Origin of the sequence: Hathewaya limosa (assembly GCF_030815255.1) — a bacterium.
Taxonomy (GTDB): Bacteria; Bacillota; Clostridia; order Clostridiales; family Clostridiaceae; genus Hathewaya; species Hathewaya limosa.
The window spans coordinates 13254-29905 of sequence record NZ_JAUSWN010000018.1 but is presented as its reverse complement, the minus strand read 5'-3'; the positions used below and the strand labels follow the sequence as shown (position 1 = coordinate 29905).

Sequence of the window (16652 nt, the reverse complement as noted above, 5' to 3'; positions counted from 1 at the left end):
ATATTATTCAATTTAAGGGGAAGTGTTATAAATGGACATTAAAGAATTAAAACAACGTGTAATAAATGCTATAGATGACAATAAGAAAAAAATAATAGAGATAGGTAGAGAAATTTATGCCAATCCAGAATTAGGGTATCAAGAAATAAATACTACTAAAAAGGTATCTGAAGTATTAAAAAACTTGGGTTGCGATGTAGAAGAAAATATAGCGGTTACAGGATGTAGAGCTAGAATTGGAGAAAGTAATAAACCTAGAATTGCTATTATGGGTGAATTAGATTGTATTCGTTGTTATGACCATAAGGATGCTAAAGATGGTGGAAAAATGCACGGATGTGGTCATAATATTCAAATTGCTGGTCTAATTGGATGTGCTATGGGATTAATATCATCAGGTGCATTAAAAGAATTAGATGCCAATGTAGATTTTATAGCTTCCCCGTCAGAAGAATTCATAGAAATTGAATATAGAGAAAAGTTAAGGGAAAATGGAACAATAGAATTTTTCGGAGGAAAACAAGAACTTATAAAAAGAGGATATTTTGATGATGTTGATATGGCAATGATGTTTCATTCCTTTGATTTAGGTGAAAATAAAGGTCAAATTGGAACTGTTAGCAATGGATTTATTGGTAAGAAGATAAAGTTTATTGGAAAGGCTTCACATGCAGGATCAGCACCTGAAAATGGTATAAATGCTTTAAATGCGGCTATGCTTGCACTTAATAATATACAAGCTCAAAGGGAAACCTTTAAGGAAGAGGATAAAATAAGAGTTCATTACATTATGACTAAAGGTGGGGATGTAGTAAATGTAATACCAGCTGAAGTTGTTATGGAGTTCTATGTTAGAGCAAGAAATGTGGAGGCTATGATTAATGCCAATAAAAAGGTAGATAGAGCTATAAAGGCAGGTGCTATGGCTATGGGCGCTTCAGTTGAAATAATAGATATACCAGGCTATTTTCCTATATTAAATTATAAAGAATTAGATAAAATATTTAAAAATAATTTAGAGGAACTTGGATTTATAGGCAAAATAGTAGAAAAGTGTGATTTTACAGGGTCATTTGACTTCGGTGATTTATCACAAATTATGCCTACACTACATCCTATGATGGGTGGAATAAAAGGAAGTCTTCATAGTAAAGATTATGAAATAGTTGATGAAGATCTAGCCTATATATCATCTGCAAAGGCAATGGCTATGACGGCTATAGATCTTTTATATAATGATAGTGAAAAAGTTAAATACATTTTAGATATTAGTAAACCACCTATGAAGAAAGAAGAATATTTAACTTATATGAGAAATATAAAAAAGGAAGAAATATACAAATTTTAACAAGCGTTATTAAGTATGATAGTTCCTTAAATAAATAGTTTATATAAACCTAAATTGATCAACCCCTAAAAGATCAATAAAAGAAAGATAACACTAAATTTTGGTGCTATCTTTCTTTTATATATATTTGAAATTTTCAGCAAAGGAAATAATAGTTAATATGATATAGTAATATTTAAGGAGGTACGCTTTTTATAATTTTAGTAATACATATCTTATTAAAATAAAAATTAGATAATAAATAAATTTATGGAGGAATATAAATGGATAAAAATCTTCAATGGCTGAATGAACAAAAAATTTTAAGGACTATTGATTCACTAAAGAAAAATAATATGAATGGATATTTAGTAAAAGATAAAGAAGAACTAATAGCTAAAATAGAGGAATTAGTTGAAGAGGGATCAGTAGTTGCTTGTGGTGGATCTATGACTCTTCAAGAAATAGGGGTTATGGAACACTTAAAAAGTGGAAGATATGAATTTTTAGATAGAACTGGACTCAGTGGAGATGAAGTAAAAAAGGTTTATAGAGCCACTTTTTCAGCAGATGCATTTTTTAGTAGTAGTAATGCAATTACAGAAAATGGAGAATTATATAATGTAGATGGCAATGGAAATAGAGTTTCAGCTATGCTTTTTGGTCCAGACAAGGTTATTATTGTTGCCGGTGTAAATAAGATAGTTAAAAATGTGGAAGAAGCAGTAAATAGAAATAGATATATAGCCGCACCTACTAATTCTAAAAGATTAAATATAGATACACCATGTTCAAAATTAGGATATTGTGTGGAGTGTAATAGTCCTAAAAGAATATGCAAAGAGTATACGTTAATAAAAGGTCAAATCGATGAAAATAGAATTCATGTTATATTTTTAAATGAAGAAATAGGATATTAGAACTTTCAAGTTAAATGTAATATGCAGATATGTTTAAGAAATTAATTCAAAATTTTTTGTGTTATAAATATGGAAAAGAGGAATATATGTCTAAAATTGAAGCTGAAAAACAAACCATAAATTTAATGATAAAAATATATTGTAGTAAGCACCATGGAAGAAAAGAAGAACTTTGTGATGAGTGCAGAGAATTAAGAGATTACGCATTTAAAAGGTTGGATTATTGTAAGTTTGGTGAAAACAAGGGTACATGTAAGAATTGTAAAATACATTGTTATAAACCTGATATGAAGATTAAAATTAGGGAAGTTATGAAATTTTCTGGACCAAGATTAATTATATATAGTCCTAAAAAGGCCATAGAACATATTATTTTAGGAATAAGAAATAATAAATAAGCTTTTATAAGCCTCTAGATTTTTAATTAAAAAATTTAGGGGCTGTTATTATGTTAATATGTATTGAAATATTCAATAGATAAAGTTTATTAATAATTAATATATATTGGGAAATATAGCGAATAGGTGATAACATGATAATTTGAAAGAAGTATATGTTAGGGTGATATATATGAAAGTTAATATAAAAAAGCTTACAAAACAATATGATAAGGTTAAGGCTGTAGATAGCCTAAATATAAATATAAATGATGGAGAATTTATATCTATATTAGGACCAAGTGGATGTGGTAAAAGTACCTTATTATATATGCTTACAGGAATTACAGAACCTAGTGGTGGAGAAATTTTCTTTGATGATAAAAAAATAAATGATGTAAGTATTGAAAAAAGAAATATTGGACTAGTTTTCCAGGATTATTCTTTATATCCTCATCTAACAGTTAAAGAAAATTTGAGATTTCCACTAAAAATGAATAAGATTAGCAAAAAAGAATCTGAGGAAAGAGTAAATAAAATAAGTAAAATACTTAAAATAGACAATTTACTTAATAGAAAGCCTAGAGAACTTTCAGGTGGACAGCAACAAAGAGTATCAATAGGTAGGGCTATTATAAAAAATCCAAGTTTACTTTTGATGGATGAACCTTTTTCTAATTTAGACACAGCACTTAGGGTTGAAATGAGGGAGGAACTCAAGCACATACAGAAGGAGTTCAAAATAACTACCTTATTTGTTACTCATGATCAAGAAGAGGCTCTTTCTATATCAGATAGAATAATTTTGATGGACAAGGGACAAGTAGTACAGTATTCAACGGCTAGAGAGTTATATGAATATCCCAATTCAATATATGCAGCAAGCTTTATAGGTAGACCTAAAATAAATATTATATCAAAGAATGAAATCAAATATTTGGACCTTAGTGATATAAGAAATTTTAAAGATTATATAGCAATTGGAATAAGACCAGAAGATGTTAGTATAAGTAATAAAATAGTAAATAAAAATTGTACGGTAATAGGATGCTCTAGGAAAGATAGTATTAATGAATATAACGTTAATATTAAAGCTATAAGGGGAATTGTCAAAAAATTAGTTCTTTTAGGAAAAGATACATATATTAATATAAACATTGAAGGTAGAGAACTTAAAGCAGTAATGACAGGATATTGTAATTTTGAAGATAAACAAGAAGTATATATAAATTTTAATAGAATTTATATGTTTAAGGAATAGTGTTATGAAGAATAAAAAAGCATATTTGTATTTAATTCCTAGTTTATTAATAATTCTTGTTTTTCAAATTTATCCTGTTATAAAAGTTTTTTTTATGAGTTTTTATATTAAATTTGATTATATTAGAGACATAGTTTATAGGAGAGGGTTAGATAACTATAATTATGTTTTAACAGATAGAAATTTTTATTTAGCTTTAAAGAACACTTTTACATATGTTTTAATTTCAGTGCCACTTACCATTTGCCTGGCTTTATTTATAGCTACTTTATTAAACAGTAATGTAAGGTTTAAGCATTTTTTTAAGAGTGTTTATTTCTTACCTTTTGTCACAAGTACAATTGCCATTAGTGTAGGCTGGAGATGGATATTTCATAGTGATCAAGGACTTATAAATATAATTCTTAATTATATGGGAATCAGTTCAAAGGAATTTTTAAAGGACAGTTCTTATACTATGCCACTTTTGGTTTTATTAAATGTATGGAAGGGTTTGGGATACAATGTATTAATAATTCTCGCTGGAATGCAATGTATAGATGAAAGATATTACTATGCCGCAAGAGTAGATGGCGCAAGTAGGTGGAAAACATTTGAACAAATAACATTACCATTGCTGTCTCCTATAATATTATTTTTATCTATAACTTCTATAATTAGGGGATTTAAATTATTTGACTCAATATTTGTTCTCTATGATAAGAGTCCAGGTCCCTTAAATAGTGCCATGACTATAGTTTATTATATATTTGATAAGTTTTATATGAACTGGCAATTTGCGGTAGCGGCTGCTGCATCATTTATATTATTTGTCATAATACTAATATTTACGTTGATACAATTTAAAATTACTAAAAATAGGTTTAGATATTAGAGGAGGAAAGTATATGAATAAAGGAACTATAGAAAAAATTTTAAAATACTTGATTCTTATAATAATAGCCATATTTATACTTACCCCTTTTATATGGATTTTACTTACAGCATTAAAAAGTCCTAAAGAGGTTTTTAGTAATCCACCAGTAATAATGCCCAAAAAGTTTAGATGGGAAAATTTTAAAGAAGTGTGTAGACTAGAAGGGTTTACTAGATATGTACTTAACAGTGTCATTGTAACTGTAGGAATAACTATAGGTGAACTTGTAACTACTATATTGGCGGCCTTTGCCTTTTCACACTTTGAATTCAGAGGTAAAAATTTACTTTTTACATTACTTATTGGAACAATGATGGTTCCAGGAGAGGTACTATTAATACCTAACTTTGTTACATTAAGTAAGCTAGGATGGATTAATACATATAAGGCTTTAATAATTCCGTGGTGCACAAGTATATCAACTATATTTTTCTTAAGACAATATTTTATAGGAATACCAAAACAGTTATATTACGCAGCTAAGGTAGATAATTGTAGCGATTTTAAATATTTAATATATATTATGATTCCTATGGCGAAACCAGCTATAATGACTATGGCTATACTAAAAATAATTAATAGTTGGAACTCTTTCATGTGGCCACTAATAATGACCAACTCTGAGGAAATGAGAACACTACCAATAGTTCTCTCTAAATTTTCTAGTGAAGTTGGTATGGATTATCATATTTTAATGGCGGCATCTCTAATTATAATAATTCCTATGGTTATATTGTTTATAGTATTATCAAAACAAATAATGAATGGGGTTAGTAATTCAGGTATTAAAGGATAAATTAATAAAATACATATTTTAAATGGGGGGAAATTTAAAATGAAAAAAAGATTTATTTCCATGTTGGTGGCTGGGGTGATGACATTATCTTTAGTTGGATGTTCTAGTGCATCAACAAATAAGAAAGAAGAGGCTAAAGAAACTGAAACTAAGACAGTGGAAGCTAAAGGAGATATTCCATCTGAAATCAAAGATAATGTAGAAATTGAATTTTGGCATTCAATGAAAGGGGTTAATCAAAAGGCTATCGAAAAAATAACAAAGGATTTTGAAGCAAAGAATCCTAAGATCAAGGTTAAGTTAGTTAATCAAGGTGGTTATAGAGATTTATTTCAAAAGCTTATGGGAGCTGCAAAAAGTAAGACATTGCCAACTATAACTCAAATATATAACAACAGATTAACTTGGTATATGGATAAAGATCTTGTGGAGAACTTAAAACCTTATGAGAAAAATGAAAAGTTTGGAATGAAAGAAGATGAAATTCAAGATATTCCAGAAATTTTTTATAAAGATGGTACTTTTGAAGATAAACAATATACTCTACCTTTAAACAAGAGTCAAATGGTTATGTACTATAATGAGGATATGCTAAAAGAAAAAGGAGTAGAGGTTCCTAAAACTTGGGCTGAACTCAAAGAAGCTAGTAAAAAGTTAACTGTAGACAAAGATAAGGATGGAAAGCCAGAAGTATATGGTATAGCATTTGAAAACAATATCTCTACTGATATTGGTATATGGGTAAAACAATCTGGCGGATTAGTTATAGACGAGGAAAAAGATAAAATTAATTTTGATACTCCAGAAACAAAAGCAACAGTAGATTTTATAAATGGAATGATAAGTAATAAAACAGCTATATTAGCTGGTGAAGATAAACATTCCAATAATACATTTATTAAGAAAAAGGCAGCTATGTGTGTTGCATCAACTTCAGCATTACCTTATATAAAGAAAGGCTTTGAGGGAAAATGGTTCTTGGCTCCATTACCAGTAGATAAAGAGGATGCTCAATTATATTATGGAACTAATATAGCAATGTTTAATCAAGGAACACCAGAGCAAAAATTAGCAGCATGGCTATATATGAAATATCTTATAAATACTGAAAATACAACTTATTTTTCAATGCAAACAGGTTATATTCCAGTTAGAAAATCTGCTATAGAAAGTGATAAATATAAGGAATTTTTAAAAGAAAATCCAGCAAAGGAAGTACCATTGAAAACTTTAGATAAGGGATGGACAGGTGCTAGAAGTATAGGATGTATTCCAGCGTTAGATGCATTAGGAAAAGAACTTGAACAAGTTTTTGCTGGGAAAAAGAATGTGGATCAAGCATTAAAAGATGCCCAACAAAATGGAGAAAAAGCAATGAAAGAGGCTAGAAGTAATTAGGAGAATATTTATGGATAAAAGCAGAAAGTTATGCGTTGTAGCACATTGTTTTTTAAATGCTAATTCTAAGGTTGAATCATCTTGTCATAAATATAGTTCTGTTTTAAAAAAATTAATTTATGAATTAATAGATAGAGATTATGGAATTATACAATTGCCTTGCCCAGAACTTATGCATTATGGCATGAAAAGATGGGGACATGTAAAAGAACAATTTGATAATCCTTTTTATAGAAAACAATGTAGAAATTTATTAATGCCTATAGTTGATCAAATTATGGAATATATACAAAATGGATATAAAGTAGATTATATTATAGGAGTAAATGGTAGTCCAAGTTGTGGTATTGATGGGACTTGTAAATCTGATAAGTATATAGGAGAATTATCAAAAATTGATGACTTGCAAGAGCTAATTGATTCTGTAACTTATGAAAGAGAATATGGTGTGTATATGGATGAATTGCGTAAATTATTATATGAAAATGGATTACAGATATCTTTCTTAGGAATTTGTGAGAGTGATATCGATAAATATGATTTTGATAAAATATTTAATAGATAAAATTATAAGGGTAGGCTGGTAAAGCTTACCCTTATAATTTTTACAATATAGTTTAAAAATTGAGAATATTGTGATAATATAACAATATTATTATATTTATAAAGGAGAATACAATTATAATGAAAAAAAAGAGAGGGTTTATAAAAACATTTTTATTAGTAATTTTAGTACTATATTCTGGTATTAACTTATATAATTATAAGATAAATTTAAACATATATTCCAAGCCACCTTCAGATAAATGGGGAAAAGGAAAATATATAGATACTTTAAAGCCCAACATTAGTTGTCGAATAATTTCAGAAGATAAAAATTATATATTGGCAATTAATGATAAAGAAACTATAAAAATTTTTAAAATTAATAATTTAGGAGATGTACTTTTAAAGAAAACAATAAAAATAGAAACTGATATTTTAAATGATTTAACTATTATGAAATTAAAAAACAATAAATTTTATCTTCAATGGAATAGTTTGACACTAGATGGAGCTATAGTTAAAAGTGTCTTTCTAGATAAAAATTTTAATGAGATTTCTAAAAGAACAGAAGAAAAGCTTCAATGTTCTTGCAAAATGGATGAAGGTATTATGATTTTTGGATATAAAGATAAGATAGAAGTTAGAGATTTAAATGATAATAAAAAATATTTTATAAAGGCAAATCAGCCTCAATTCTTAAATGGAAAAAAAGGTAAGGGAAATGATTACTTTATCATTTATAGAGATAAAGATTTTAACATAGTTAAAGTAAAATATACTAAAGGAAAGATCTCGGAACCAGTGAATGTATTTAAACTTATAGAAAGAACTAAGAGAACAACAGAAGCTATGGATATTGTTGTAAATGATGAAATGGCGTATCTTATACTACAAGAAAGTCAATATAAAGAGCCTATAAATAGTTTTGGAAGCTTTAATCTATATACTAATAAAAGTAATGAATTTAAAGAAATTAAATTAGATGGTATTATCCAACTTAGCAATATAGTATCTTATAAACAAGAGGATAATAAGATTTGGTTTTTAGGTAATGGTAATAGAATTACAGATTTTAACGGAGCCTACGATGATATAGTTGAGTTTTATATAGATGGAAACAAAGCTGTTTTTACCAATGCTGTATCAAAATTTAAAAGTATAGAAAATTTCCAAAATGGATTAAATGATATAGTTGTGTATGGTGAATATAATGCTGAGAAAGATGAATATGATTTAAAATTTACATCTTGTGATAAAGAATTCAAGAACAAAAATAATCAGATTAAAGCAAGAGAAAGAAAAGATGCATTTTTGGCTACACTTGAGGCCGATGCTTATGGTACATGTATGATTTTGATATTAGGAGCTAAATGGTTATTATCATCATTAGTAGTTGTAAGTTGTTTTAGCATTATTCAACATAAGTTTAAAGAAGAAAACCTTATAAAAATTTTCTTAGGGTTAATAGGATCTATTATTATATTTAAGATTATAAATATCCACAGTGTTGTTTATAGTAAGAATTGGTTAAAAATGCCTTGGCCATTAAATAACATAGTCATTGGGATATTAATGTGCATTTTTATAAGTTTCATAATTTATGGATTTTCATATGTATCATATAAAAGATATAAGGAGAGGTCCTTTATAAGTTCTATTTCACCATATTTAGTTGTTGATATGATTTTAACATTTACCTTATATGTTCAGTATATATTATAATTATGATAAAAATCCAATAATATAATTTATCAAATAATATTTAAGAATATGTAAAAGAAAGACGTACTAAATACTAATAATAATGAATATATTCGATATATTATAGTAATAAACCTTTTATTATAAAATTTTAATAAAAGAGATATAAGATTATTAACAAAGATAAATAACAAAGAAACAATCAAAAAGTTGAAATTTTTTGAAAATTCCGATAAAATAATTTAGAGGGAGGAAAACTTTTGATTATATATAAATAATTAGAAGGAGATTAAAGGATATGAAAAAAAAGTTAACTTTTTGGTTGAAGTTTCTGGCTGTTGTTATAGCTATGTATTTATGTGTGAATGCATATAACTATAAAACAAATCTTAAGTATTATAGCAAACCACCTTCAGATAAATGGGCAAAAGGAAAATATATAGATACAGTTAATCCATCGATTAATTCAAAAATAATTTCAGATGGTAAAAATTATATAGTAACGATTAATGATAAGGAAAATATAAAAATTTATAAAACAAATAAAATGGGAGAAGTACTAAAAAAGAAAAGTATAAAGTGTGAAACAGATATTTTAAATGATTTATTTATTAGTAAAATAAATGATAGAAAATATTATCTGCAATGGAGCTGTACAACATTGGATGGTGCTACAATAAAAAATGTATTTTTAGATGAAAATTTCAATGAGATTTCTAAAAGACAAGAAGAAAACGTTCAAGAATCATTTAAATTAGATGAGGGACTTGTAGTCTTTGGATTTAAAGATAGATTAGAGGTTAAAGATTTAAATAAGAATAAATCCTATTCAATCAAGGGGGATAAGCCTAGGTTTATATCTGGTATAAAATCAAAAAATAAGGATTATTTTATTACTTATAGAAATAAGAATTTTGAAATGATTAAATTAAAATTTAAGGATGGAAAGTTCATACAAAATGAAAAATTAGGTCATATAATTGAAGTAGGGATGGAAAGCACATTAGATATTAAATTAGTATCTAACTTAAAAGAAAATTATTTTATTGTTCAAACAATGGCAAAGGGTGAGCCTAATAATATTTTTATAAAAGTAGATTTAGACTCCAATAAAATGGGGGATTCTAAAGGATTACGATTAAATGAAGTAATGGAACTCAATGATATAGAATTTTATAAGGTAGAAAATGATAAGATTTATTTTTTAGCCAATTCAAATAGAATGACATTATTAGATGGAGTTTGTAATGACATAATAGAATTTTATATAAGAGATGGTAAACCTGTTTTTGATAGTATTTTAAGTAAAACAAAGAATACAAAAATATTTCATTATGGGTTAGATGATATAGTTACTTATGCAACTCTTAATACTGATAATGAAAAATATGAATTAAACTTTACTTCTAGCGATATTAGTTTCAAAGTAAAGAATAATGGCATTAGAGATAGTGAAATACAATATGCCATTACTAAAGTTATAGAAGCTGATTTTTATGGTTCTTGTTGTTTATTAGTATCTGCCTTTAAATGGTTAATTCCAGTATTTGTAGTAATCTGTTTTTTTACTGCATTTCAAGAAAAAATAAAGGAAAAGTATCGTAAAAAAGCATTTTTAATACTAATTTTAATAAGTATTATTTTTAAGTTAATTAATAATTATTCAGTTATCTATTCAAGAACGTGGATATATATTCCTAAACCTATAAACAATCCATTGATAGGGTCCATAGTAGCTATTTTTAGTAGTATCATAATTTACTCATTTGCATATATAGAGTATAAAAAGGATACAGAAAAGTTGTTCATTGGGGCAATGGCTCCATTTGCTATGGCTGATATGATTATAACTTCTACTTTGTATGTTCAGTATATTATATGAAAATGGTTTACAAATTTCTTTCTTAGGAATTTGTGAAGGTGATATAGATAAATATGATTTTGATAAAATATTTAATAAATAAAATTATAAGGGTAGGCTGATAAGGCTTACCCTTATAATTTGTATACGTTTTATAGAACGTATATTTTTGAAGTTAAAAACTATTTAATAATACTACAAATGTTAATAATAAATATAAACTTTTAAAAGTTCTTATCCAAAGAATATATAATTAAATTTTACAATGTTAAGTTAAATATTTGAAATTTTCTGAATATTATGTTAAAGTTGTTTTATAAAGGGGTTGCAATGATTATTAAGACAAAATAATTTGAAGATAATAAAGATGAAAAAAAGAAAATGATTTTTTAAAAAGTTTTCTATGATATCATCAGGTAAATAATATAAGAAAAACAACCCCTTTATTAGTATTTAATAAGGAGATTACATTGTGAAAGAAAAGTTGATTTTTTTATGTAAATTTTTATCTGTAGTTATAATTATGTACTTATGTATCAATATATATAACTATAAAACAAATCTTAAATACTATAATAAACCACCTTCAGATAAATGGGCAAAAGGAAAATATATAGATACGGTTGTTAATCCATCGGTTAATTCAAAAATAATTTCAGATGATAAAGATTATATAGTAACAATTAATGATAAGGAAAATATAAGAATTTATAAAATAGATAAAATGGGAGAAGTACTAAAAAAGAAAAGTATAAAAGTTGAAACGGATGTTTTAAATGATTTATTTATTAGTAAAATAAATAATAAAAAATATTATTTGCAATGGAATATCATAACACTAGATGGAGCTATAGTAAGAAGTGTATTCTTAGATGAAAATTTTAACGAGATTTCTAAAAGACACGAAGAAAAAGTTGAAGAGTCATTTAAGGTAGATGAAGGAATTATAGTTTTAGCATTTAAAGATAAAGTGGAAATTAGAGACTTAAATAAAAATAAAAATTGTTCAATTATAGCAAAGAAACCTAGATTTATTTCAGGAATAAGATCAAAAAATAATGAGTATTTTATTACCTATAGAGCTAATGACTTTAATATGATCAAATTAAAATATAAAGATGGAGAAATAATTGATGATAGTAAGTTGTGTAAAATATTTGAAATGACAGGACAAATTACTAAGGATATTAGATTAGTATCTAATTTAAAAGAAAGTTATTTTATTATTCAAACTAAGAGAAAAGGTGAATATAAAAATTACCTTATGAAGGTAGATTTACATTCAAATAAAACTGAAATAACTAAGAAATTAGAATTAAATGAGGTAGAGGATCTTAACGATATAGAATTTTATAAAGTAGAAGATGATAAGATTTATTTTTTAGCTAATTCACATCAGATCATGTTATTAGAGGGATTTTGTAATGATATAATAGAATTTTATATAAAAGATAGTAAACCCGTTTTTAGTAGTATCTTAACAAAGACAAAATATGAAAAGTTATTTCATTATGGTATAGATGATATAGCTACTTATGGGATTTTTAATACTGATAAAGATAATTATGATCTAAATTTTACTTCTAGTAATAATCACTTTAAGAAAAATAACAATGGACTAAAAGAAAGTGAAAGGCAAGATGCTATTAATAGGGTTATAGAATCTGATATTTATGGTATTTGTTCTCTACTGGGAGCTGAAGTAAAATGGTTACTTCCTCTATTAGTAGTAGTTTGTCTTTTTACTATGTTTCAAGAAAAAATAAAAGAAGGATATCGTAAGAAGGTATTTTTAGGATTACTTTTAACGAGTATTGTATTTAAATTAATTAACAATTATTCATCAATATATTCAAAGGCATGGATATATGTTCCTAAACCTATAAACAATCCATTAATAGGATTTATAGTAGCTATTTTTAGTAGTATCATAATTTATTCATTTGCATATGAAGCCTATAAAAAAGATACAGAAAAATTGTTCATTGGAGCAATGGCTCCATTTGTTGTTATTGATATGATTCTAACTTGCACATTATATGTTCAGTATATTATATAATTTAATGAAAAGACAAAAATTGATATAAGAAAAAAAGTAAAAATATAATTTTTATAAGAGTAAAGATAAGGTATATTTACTTAATAAAAATTATATTTTTACTATTCTAATGTAAGGTTATACTAACTATTCTTGTTTAATTCTTTCAATATCCCAGATAAACAATTGTTCAGCATTGTTGAGTGAACTAAATAAACTTTTTTTAAATCCAGGAATATCTTGATTTAGTTTATAAATAAGATTTTTCATATCTTCTCTTTTTGTATATCCATCGGCTGGGCAAGGATTTTTTATAATAGGGAAATTGTAATTTTTAACAAGATTTTTAATTTCATGTTCTTCTATGTATACCATTGGCCTTATTAATTTTAATTTATTTTGCTTCATATAACTTTTTGGAGAAAAACAGTTTATTCTTCCTTCATAGCATAATGATAGCATTAAAGTTTCAAGTGCATCATCTTTATGGTGACCTAGAGCCACTTTTGTACATCCTAGTTTTTCGGCCATGTCATTTAAAGCACCTCTTCGAAGGTTTGCACATAAGGAGCAAGGATTCTTTTCCTTTTTTACATCAAAAACTATTTCCTTTATACGAGTTTTAACTTCATAAAAGGGAATATTTATATCTTTACATAGCTTATTTAAAGAAGAAAAGTCTATGCCAGTGCCAGGATTTACTGTTATAGCTACTAGTTCAAATTTTTCGGGAGAAAATTTTTGATAATTTTTCAATAAATGTAGAAGAGTTAAACTATCTTTTCCACCAGACAAGCCAACAGCTATTTTATCTCCATCTTCTATTAAGTTAAAATCGTTAATTGCTTTTCTAGTTTTGCCAAGTAATTTTTGAAATTTCATAATGTTAACCATCCTATAAGAATAATGATAATGTGATATAAATAATATAATAGCAGATTTTGATTACGAAAAGAATATAGAAATATATTGTACAGAAGATAAAACAACAATATTCTAGTAATATAATTTACATACTAAAATATTGTTGTTTTAATCTAGTAATTATTATTTAAGTTTAAACTTCATCATTACAGGATTATGATCAGAATATTTAAAGTCTAAATTCAAACCCCTAACATCGGTTACATCGATATTATCTGATACCATAAAACCATCTATAATACATACAAAATTATCACCTTTTACATAAGGTTTTCCTGCGTCTCTACAAGTGGGAACTTTACTATCTGCATACCATTTAAAACCTTTAGGGTTAAATTCTTTTGGAACCTCTTTAAGCCAATTAGGCCAAGGATCTTTAGATGTAAACCCATCTAGGTTAATGCCAGGAATTTCATGATTCCAATCACCACCTATAACAACATAGTTACCCTTATTATATTCTTCTTCTAAAAAATTTTTTAGAACTGCTAATTGTTTTTTTCTAATTTTCCCACCTTTATCATAGGCAGAAAGATGCGAGTTCAATATAACTAATTCTTTACCATTTTCTACAGGTAACTTTGAAACGGTAACACATCTATCTAAAAAGAACAATTTTTTAGGCCAAGATTCATCTACTGGTAAGTCAAGTCTTTCAGAAGAAGCTACTTTAAAGTCTGAAAAAGTTGGTTGACCAGCAAGAACCCTTCCATGAGGTTTTAAAAACGGGTATGCAATCCATTTAACATTAAAATTTACACCAAAAGAACTATTATATCCCTTAAATATATTTTTAAAAACATCATATTGATTTACGTGATAGCTTCTAGTGGAATCAATATCTACCTCTTGCAGTAAAATAAAATTAGGATTTTGTTTTTTTATTGCATTTCCAATGCCCGTTATATTTTTTATAACATTTTCTTTACTAGCTGCTCTAGATTCTGTTCCGCCATCCATAAAAAATTGAAAGGCATGATCATATGCGCCGAATCCTACATTAGATGTTACAGCAGTCATTTCAGTATTTGGTTTTACTAATTTATCATTATTACCGTTAGAGCCTTCCACAGTTAGTTTTGTTATTGTATCAGGTTTATAATCAGTAACTTGTAAATATAGTATATAGGCTATTAAGAGTGTTAATAATGCTAAAATAACACTAAAAACAACTAAAAAAATTTTCCTAGTCATATGTTTTTATAAACTCCTTATTAATTATTCTACGTAATTAAAATATTTTATAGTTTTGTAATTATGCTATAATATTAAGTTTTATATATTATTTAAGTTTGAATTTCAATTTTACAGGATTATGATCTGAGTGAACGAAATCTAAATTAATTCCGTGAATAGAGGTTACCTCTATATTATCTGATACTAAAAATCCATCTACTATGCATTTGAAGTTTTCTCCAACCCTATAAGGTTTTGCTACAGTTCTACAGGAAGGAGTATCTTTATCAAAAAACCATTTAAAACCCTTTGGGTTAAAATTATTTGGCATTTTTTGAAGCCATTTTGGCCATTTTTCTTTACTTTTAAATATAAATGGATTAGTATTAGGCATTTGATGATTCCAGTCACTTCCTATGATTATGTAATTACCTTTTGAATATTCACTTTCTAAATATCCTTGAACAAATTTTAATTGTTTTTTTCTTATTATGCCACCTCTATCAAAGGCAGATAAATGAGAGTTTATTATGACTAATTCTTTTTTATTTTCTATAGGAATTCGTGTTACAAGAGCACAACGCTTTAGGGAAAATAGTCTGTAAGGCCAGGTCTTATTAATAGGAAGAGATACTCTTTCACTAAGTTTAATTTTTAAATGTGAAAATGTACCTTGTCCTGCTAAAATTTTGCCTTGAGGCTTTCTAAAAGGGTATGCTATCCATTTAACATTAAAGTTTATACCAAAAGAAGTAGCATAATTTTTAAATATATTCTTATAAATTTTGTACTGATTTACTCTATAACTTCTGGTTGAATTTAAATCTATTTCTTGAAACAGTGCAAAAGTCGGATTCTCTTTAAGAAGCAAATTTCCGAGAGAAGTTACATTATTTATAACACGATCTTTACTGATAGCACGTGAAAGCTTTCCACCATCCATAAAAAAACTAAAGTCTTTATCATGTGCTCCAAAACCTATGTTAGATGTTATTATAGTCATTTCTTTATTTACTTGCCCTACTTCATCTTGGTTATTTTCAATATTTTCATCAGAAATTAGTTTTGGATTATATTCTGTAAAGGTTAAAAATAATATATATGTTATTAAAATTGTAAAAAATACGTATAAACAAAATTCTAAAATCACTTTTTCACCCCCATAACGATTCAAAAATTAATTGTGCAAATTTATAATAACATACTATGAAAATAATTATTAATAAATTTAAATTCACAAAGATTTTATTTTTACATTCATTTTTTCAATAGTAATCAAGTCAACTATAATAAAAATCTATAAACATTGATGAATATAAGAAAAATGTAGTATATTTAGGTCGTCAATTGATTATTAGTAAGTAATAATAAAATTTTATTAGAAAATAACGAGAAATTTCATATAAAAGGG

14 protein-coding genes are annotated in these 16652 nt (G+C 26.4%); 11 read left to right on the top strand and 3 right to left on the bottom strand.

The features are described from left to right. The first annotated feature begins 31 nt into the window (after window positions 1–31). The 11 genes from QOZ93_RS10545 (at window position 32) to QOZ93_RS10495 (ending at window position 13162) form a co-directional block, all read left to right on the top strand. Window positions 32–1348, top strand: a complete 1317-nt coding sequence (locus QOZ93_RS10545; protein WP_307356333.1) for an amidohydrolase — start codon at window positions 32–34, stop codon at window positions 1346–1348. Between the two features lie 263 nt (window positions 1349–1611). Beyond that, window positions 1612–2247: a lactate utilization protein gene (locus tag QOZ93_RS10540; protein WP_111940162.1), complete on the top strand. Its 636-nt coding sequence runs from the start codon at window positions 1612–1614 to the stop codon at window positions 2245–2247. 86 nt (window positions 2248–2333) lie between these two features. Further along, entirely contained in the window at window positions 2334–2645 is a 312-nt protein-coding gene (locus QOZ93_RS10535) for a nitrous oxide-stimulated promoter family protein (protein ID WP_111940164.1), read from the top strand. 172 nt (window positions 2646–2817) lie between these two features. After that, window positions 2818–3885 carry an ABC transporter ATP-binding protein gene (locus QOZ93_RS10530; RefSeq protein ID WP_307356329.1) on the top strand — a complete coding sequence of 356 codons (1068 nt, stop codon included), beginning with the start codon at window positions 2818–2820 and terminating at the stop codon, window positions 3883–3885. 4 nt (window positions 3886–3889) lie between these two features. Further along, window positions 3890–4759, top strand: a complete 870-nt coding sequence (locus tag QOZ93_RS10525) for a carbohydrate ABC transporter permease (RefSeq protein WP_307356327.1) — start codon at window positions 3890–3892, stop codon at window positions 4757–4759. A 13-nt stretch (window positions 4760–4772) separates the two neighbouring features. Next, window positions 4773–5597, top strand: coding sequence for a carbohydrate ABC transporter permease (locus QOZ93_RS10520; protein WP_307356325.1), 825 nt, complete (start codon window positions 4773–4775; stop codon window positions 5595–5597). A 39-nt stretch (window positions 5598–5636) separates the two neighbouring features. Further along, window positions 5637–6995 (top strand): ABC transporter substrate-binding protein, encoded by a 1359-nt coding sequence (locus QOZ93_RS10515; RefSeq protein ID WP_307356322.1) that lies wholly within the window; start codon window positions 5637–5639, stop codon window positions 6993–6995. 10 nt (window positions 6996–7005) lie between these two features. Continuing rightward, a complete protein-coding gene (locus QOZ93_RS10510; RefSeq protein WP_111940174.1) occupies window positions 7006–7560 on the top strand; it encodes a CD3072 family TudS-related putative desulfidase in 555 nt (184 codons plus the stop codon). A gap of 119 nt (window positions 7561–7679) precedes the next feature. Next, window positions 7680–9263: a hypothetical protein gene (locus tag QOZ93_RS10505; protein WP_307356319.1), complete on the top strand. Its 1584-nt coding sequence runs from the start codon at window positions 7680–7682 to the stop codon at window positions 9261–9263. Window positions 9264–9540: 277 nt separating this feature from the next. After that, a complete protein-coding gene (locus QOZ93_RS10500; protein WP_307356317.1) occupies window positions 9541–11124 on the top strand; it encodes a hypothetical protein in 1584 nt (527 codons plus the stop codon). Between the two features lie 451 nt (window positions 11125–11575). Next, a complete protein-coding gene (locus tag QOZ93_RS10495) occupies window positions 11576–13162 on the top strand; it encodes a hypothetical protein (protein WP_307356316.1) in 1587 nt (528 codons plus the stop codon). Window positions 13163–13288: 126 nt separating this feature from the next. Here QOZ93_RS10495 and QOZ93_RS10490 read toward each other — a convergent pair whose 3' ends face one another. The 3 genes from QOZ93_RS10490 to QOZ93_RS10480 form a co-directional block, all read right to left on the bottom strand. Then, a complete protein-coding gene (locus QOZ93_RS10490; RefSeq protein WP_307356314.1) occupies window positions 13289–14023 on the bottom strand; it encodes a PP-loop family protein in 735 nt (244 codons plus the stop codon). A gap of 165 nt (window positions 14024–14188) precedes the next feature. Then, window positions 14189–15259, bottom strand: a complete 1071-nt coding sequence (locus tag QOZ93_RS10485; RefSeq protein ID WP_307356313.1) for an exonuclease/endonuclease/phosphatase family protein — start codon at window positions 15257–15259, stop codon at window positions 14189–14191. A gap of 88 nt (window positions 15260–15347) precedes the next feature. Beyond that, window positions 15348–16391, bottom strand: coding sequence for an endonuclease/exonuclease/phosphatase family protein (locus QOZ93_RS10480; RefSeq protein WP_307356312.1), 1044 nt, complete (start codon window positions 16389–16391; stop codon window positions 15348–15350). Window positions 16392–16652 lie beyond the last annotated feature (261 nt).

Coding starts and splice junctions, on each gene's coding strand:
- QOZ93_RS10545 (WP_307356333.1), top strand. CDS start 32: ATGGACATTAAAGAATTAAAACAACGTGTAATAAATGCTATAGATGAC.
- QOZ93_RS10540 (WP_111940162.1), top strand. CDS start 1,612: ATGGATAAAAATCTTCAATGGCTGAATGAACAAAAAATTTTAAGGACT.
- QOZ93_RS10535 (WP_111940164.1), top strand. CDS start 2,334: ATGTCTAAAATTGAAGCTGAAAAACAAACCATAAATTTAATGATAAAA.
- QOZ93_RS10530 (WP_307356329.1), top strand. CDS start 2,818: ATGAAAGTTAATATAAAAAAGCTTACAAAACAATATGATAAGGTTAAG.
- QOZ93_RS10525 (WP_307356327.1), top strand. CDS start 3,890: ATGAAGAATAAAAAAGCATATTTGTATTTAATTCCTAGTTTATTAATA.
- QOZ93_RS10520 (WP_307356325.1), top strand. CDS start 4,773: ATGAATAAAGGAACTATAGAAAAAATTTTAAAATACTTGATTCTTATA.
- QOZ93_RS10515 (WP_307356322.1), top strand. CDS start 5,637: ATGAAAAAAAGATTTATTTCCATGTTGGTGGCTGGGGTGATGACATTA.
- QOZ93_RS10510 (WP_111940174.1), top strand. CDS start 7,006: ATGGATAAAAGCAGAAAGTTATGCGTTGTAGCACATTGTTTTTTAAAT.
- QOZ93_RS10505 (WP_307356319.1), top strand. CDS start 7,680: ATGAAAAAAAAGAGAGGGTTTATAAAAACATTTTTATTAGTAATTTTA.
- QOZ93_RS10500 (WP_307356317.1), top strand. CDS start 9,541: ATGAAAAAAAAGTTAACTTTTTGGTTGAAGTTTCTGGCTGTTGTTATA.
- QOZ93_RS10490 (WP_307356314.1), bottom strand. CDS start 14,023: ATGAAATTTCAAAAATTACTTGGCAAAACTAGAAAAGCAATTAACGAT.
- QOZ93_RS10485 (WP_307356313.1), bottom strand. CDS start 15,259: ATGACTAGGAAAATTTTTTTAGTTGTTTTTAGTGTTATTTTAGCATTA.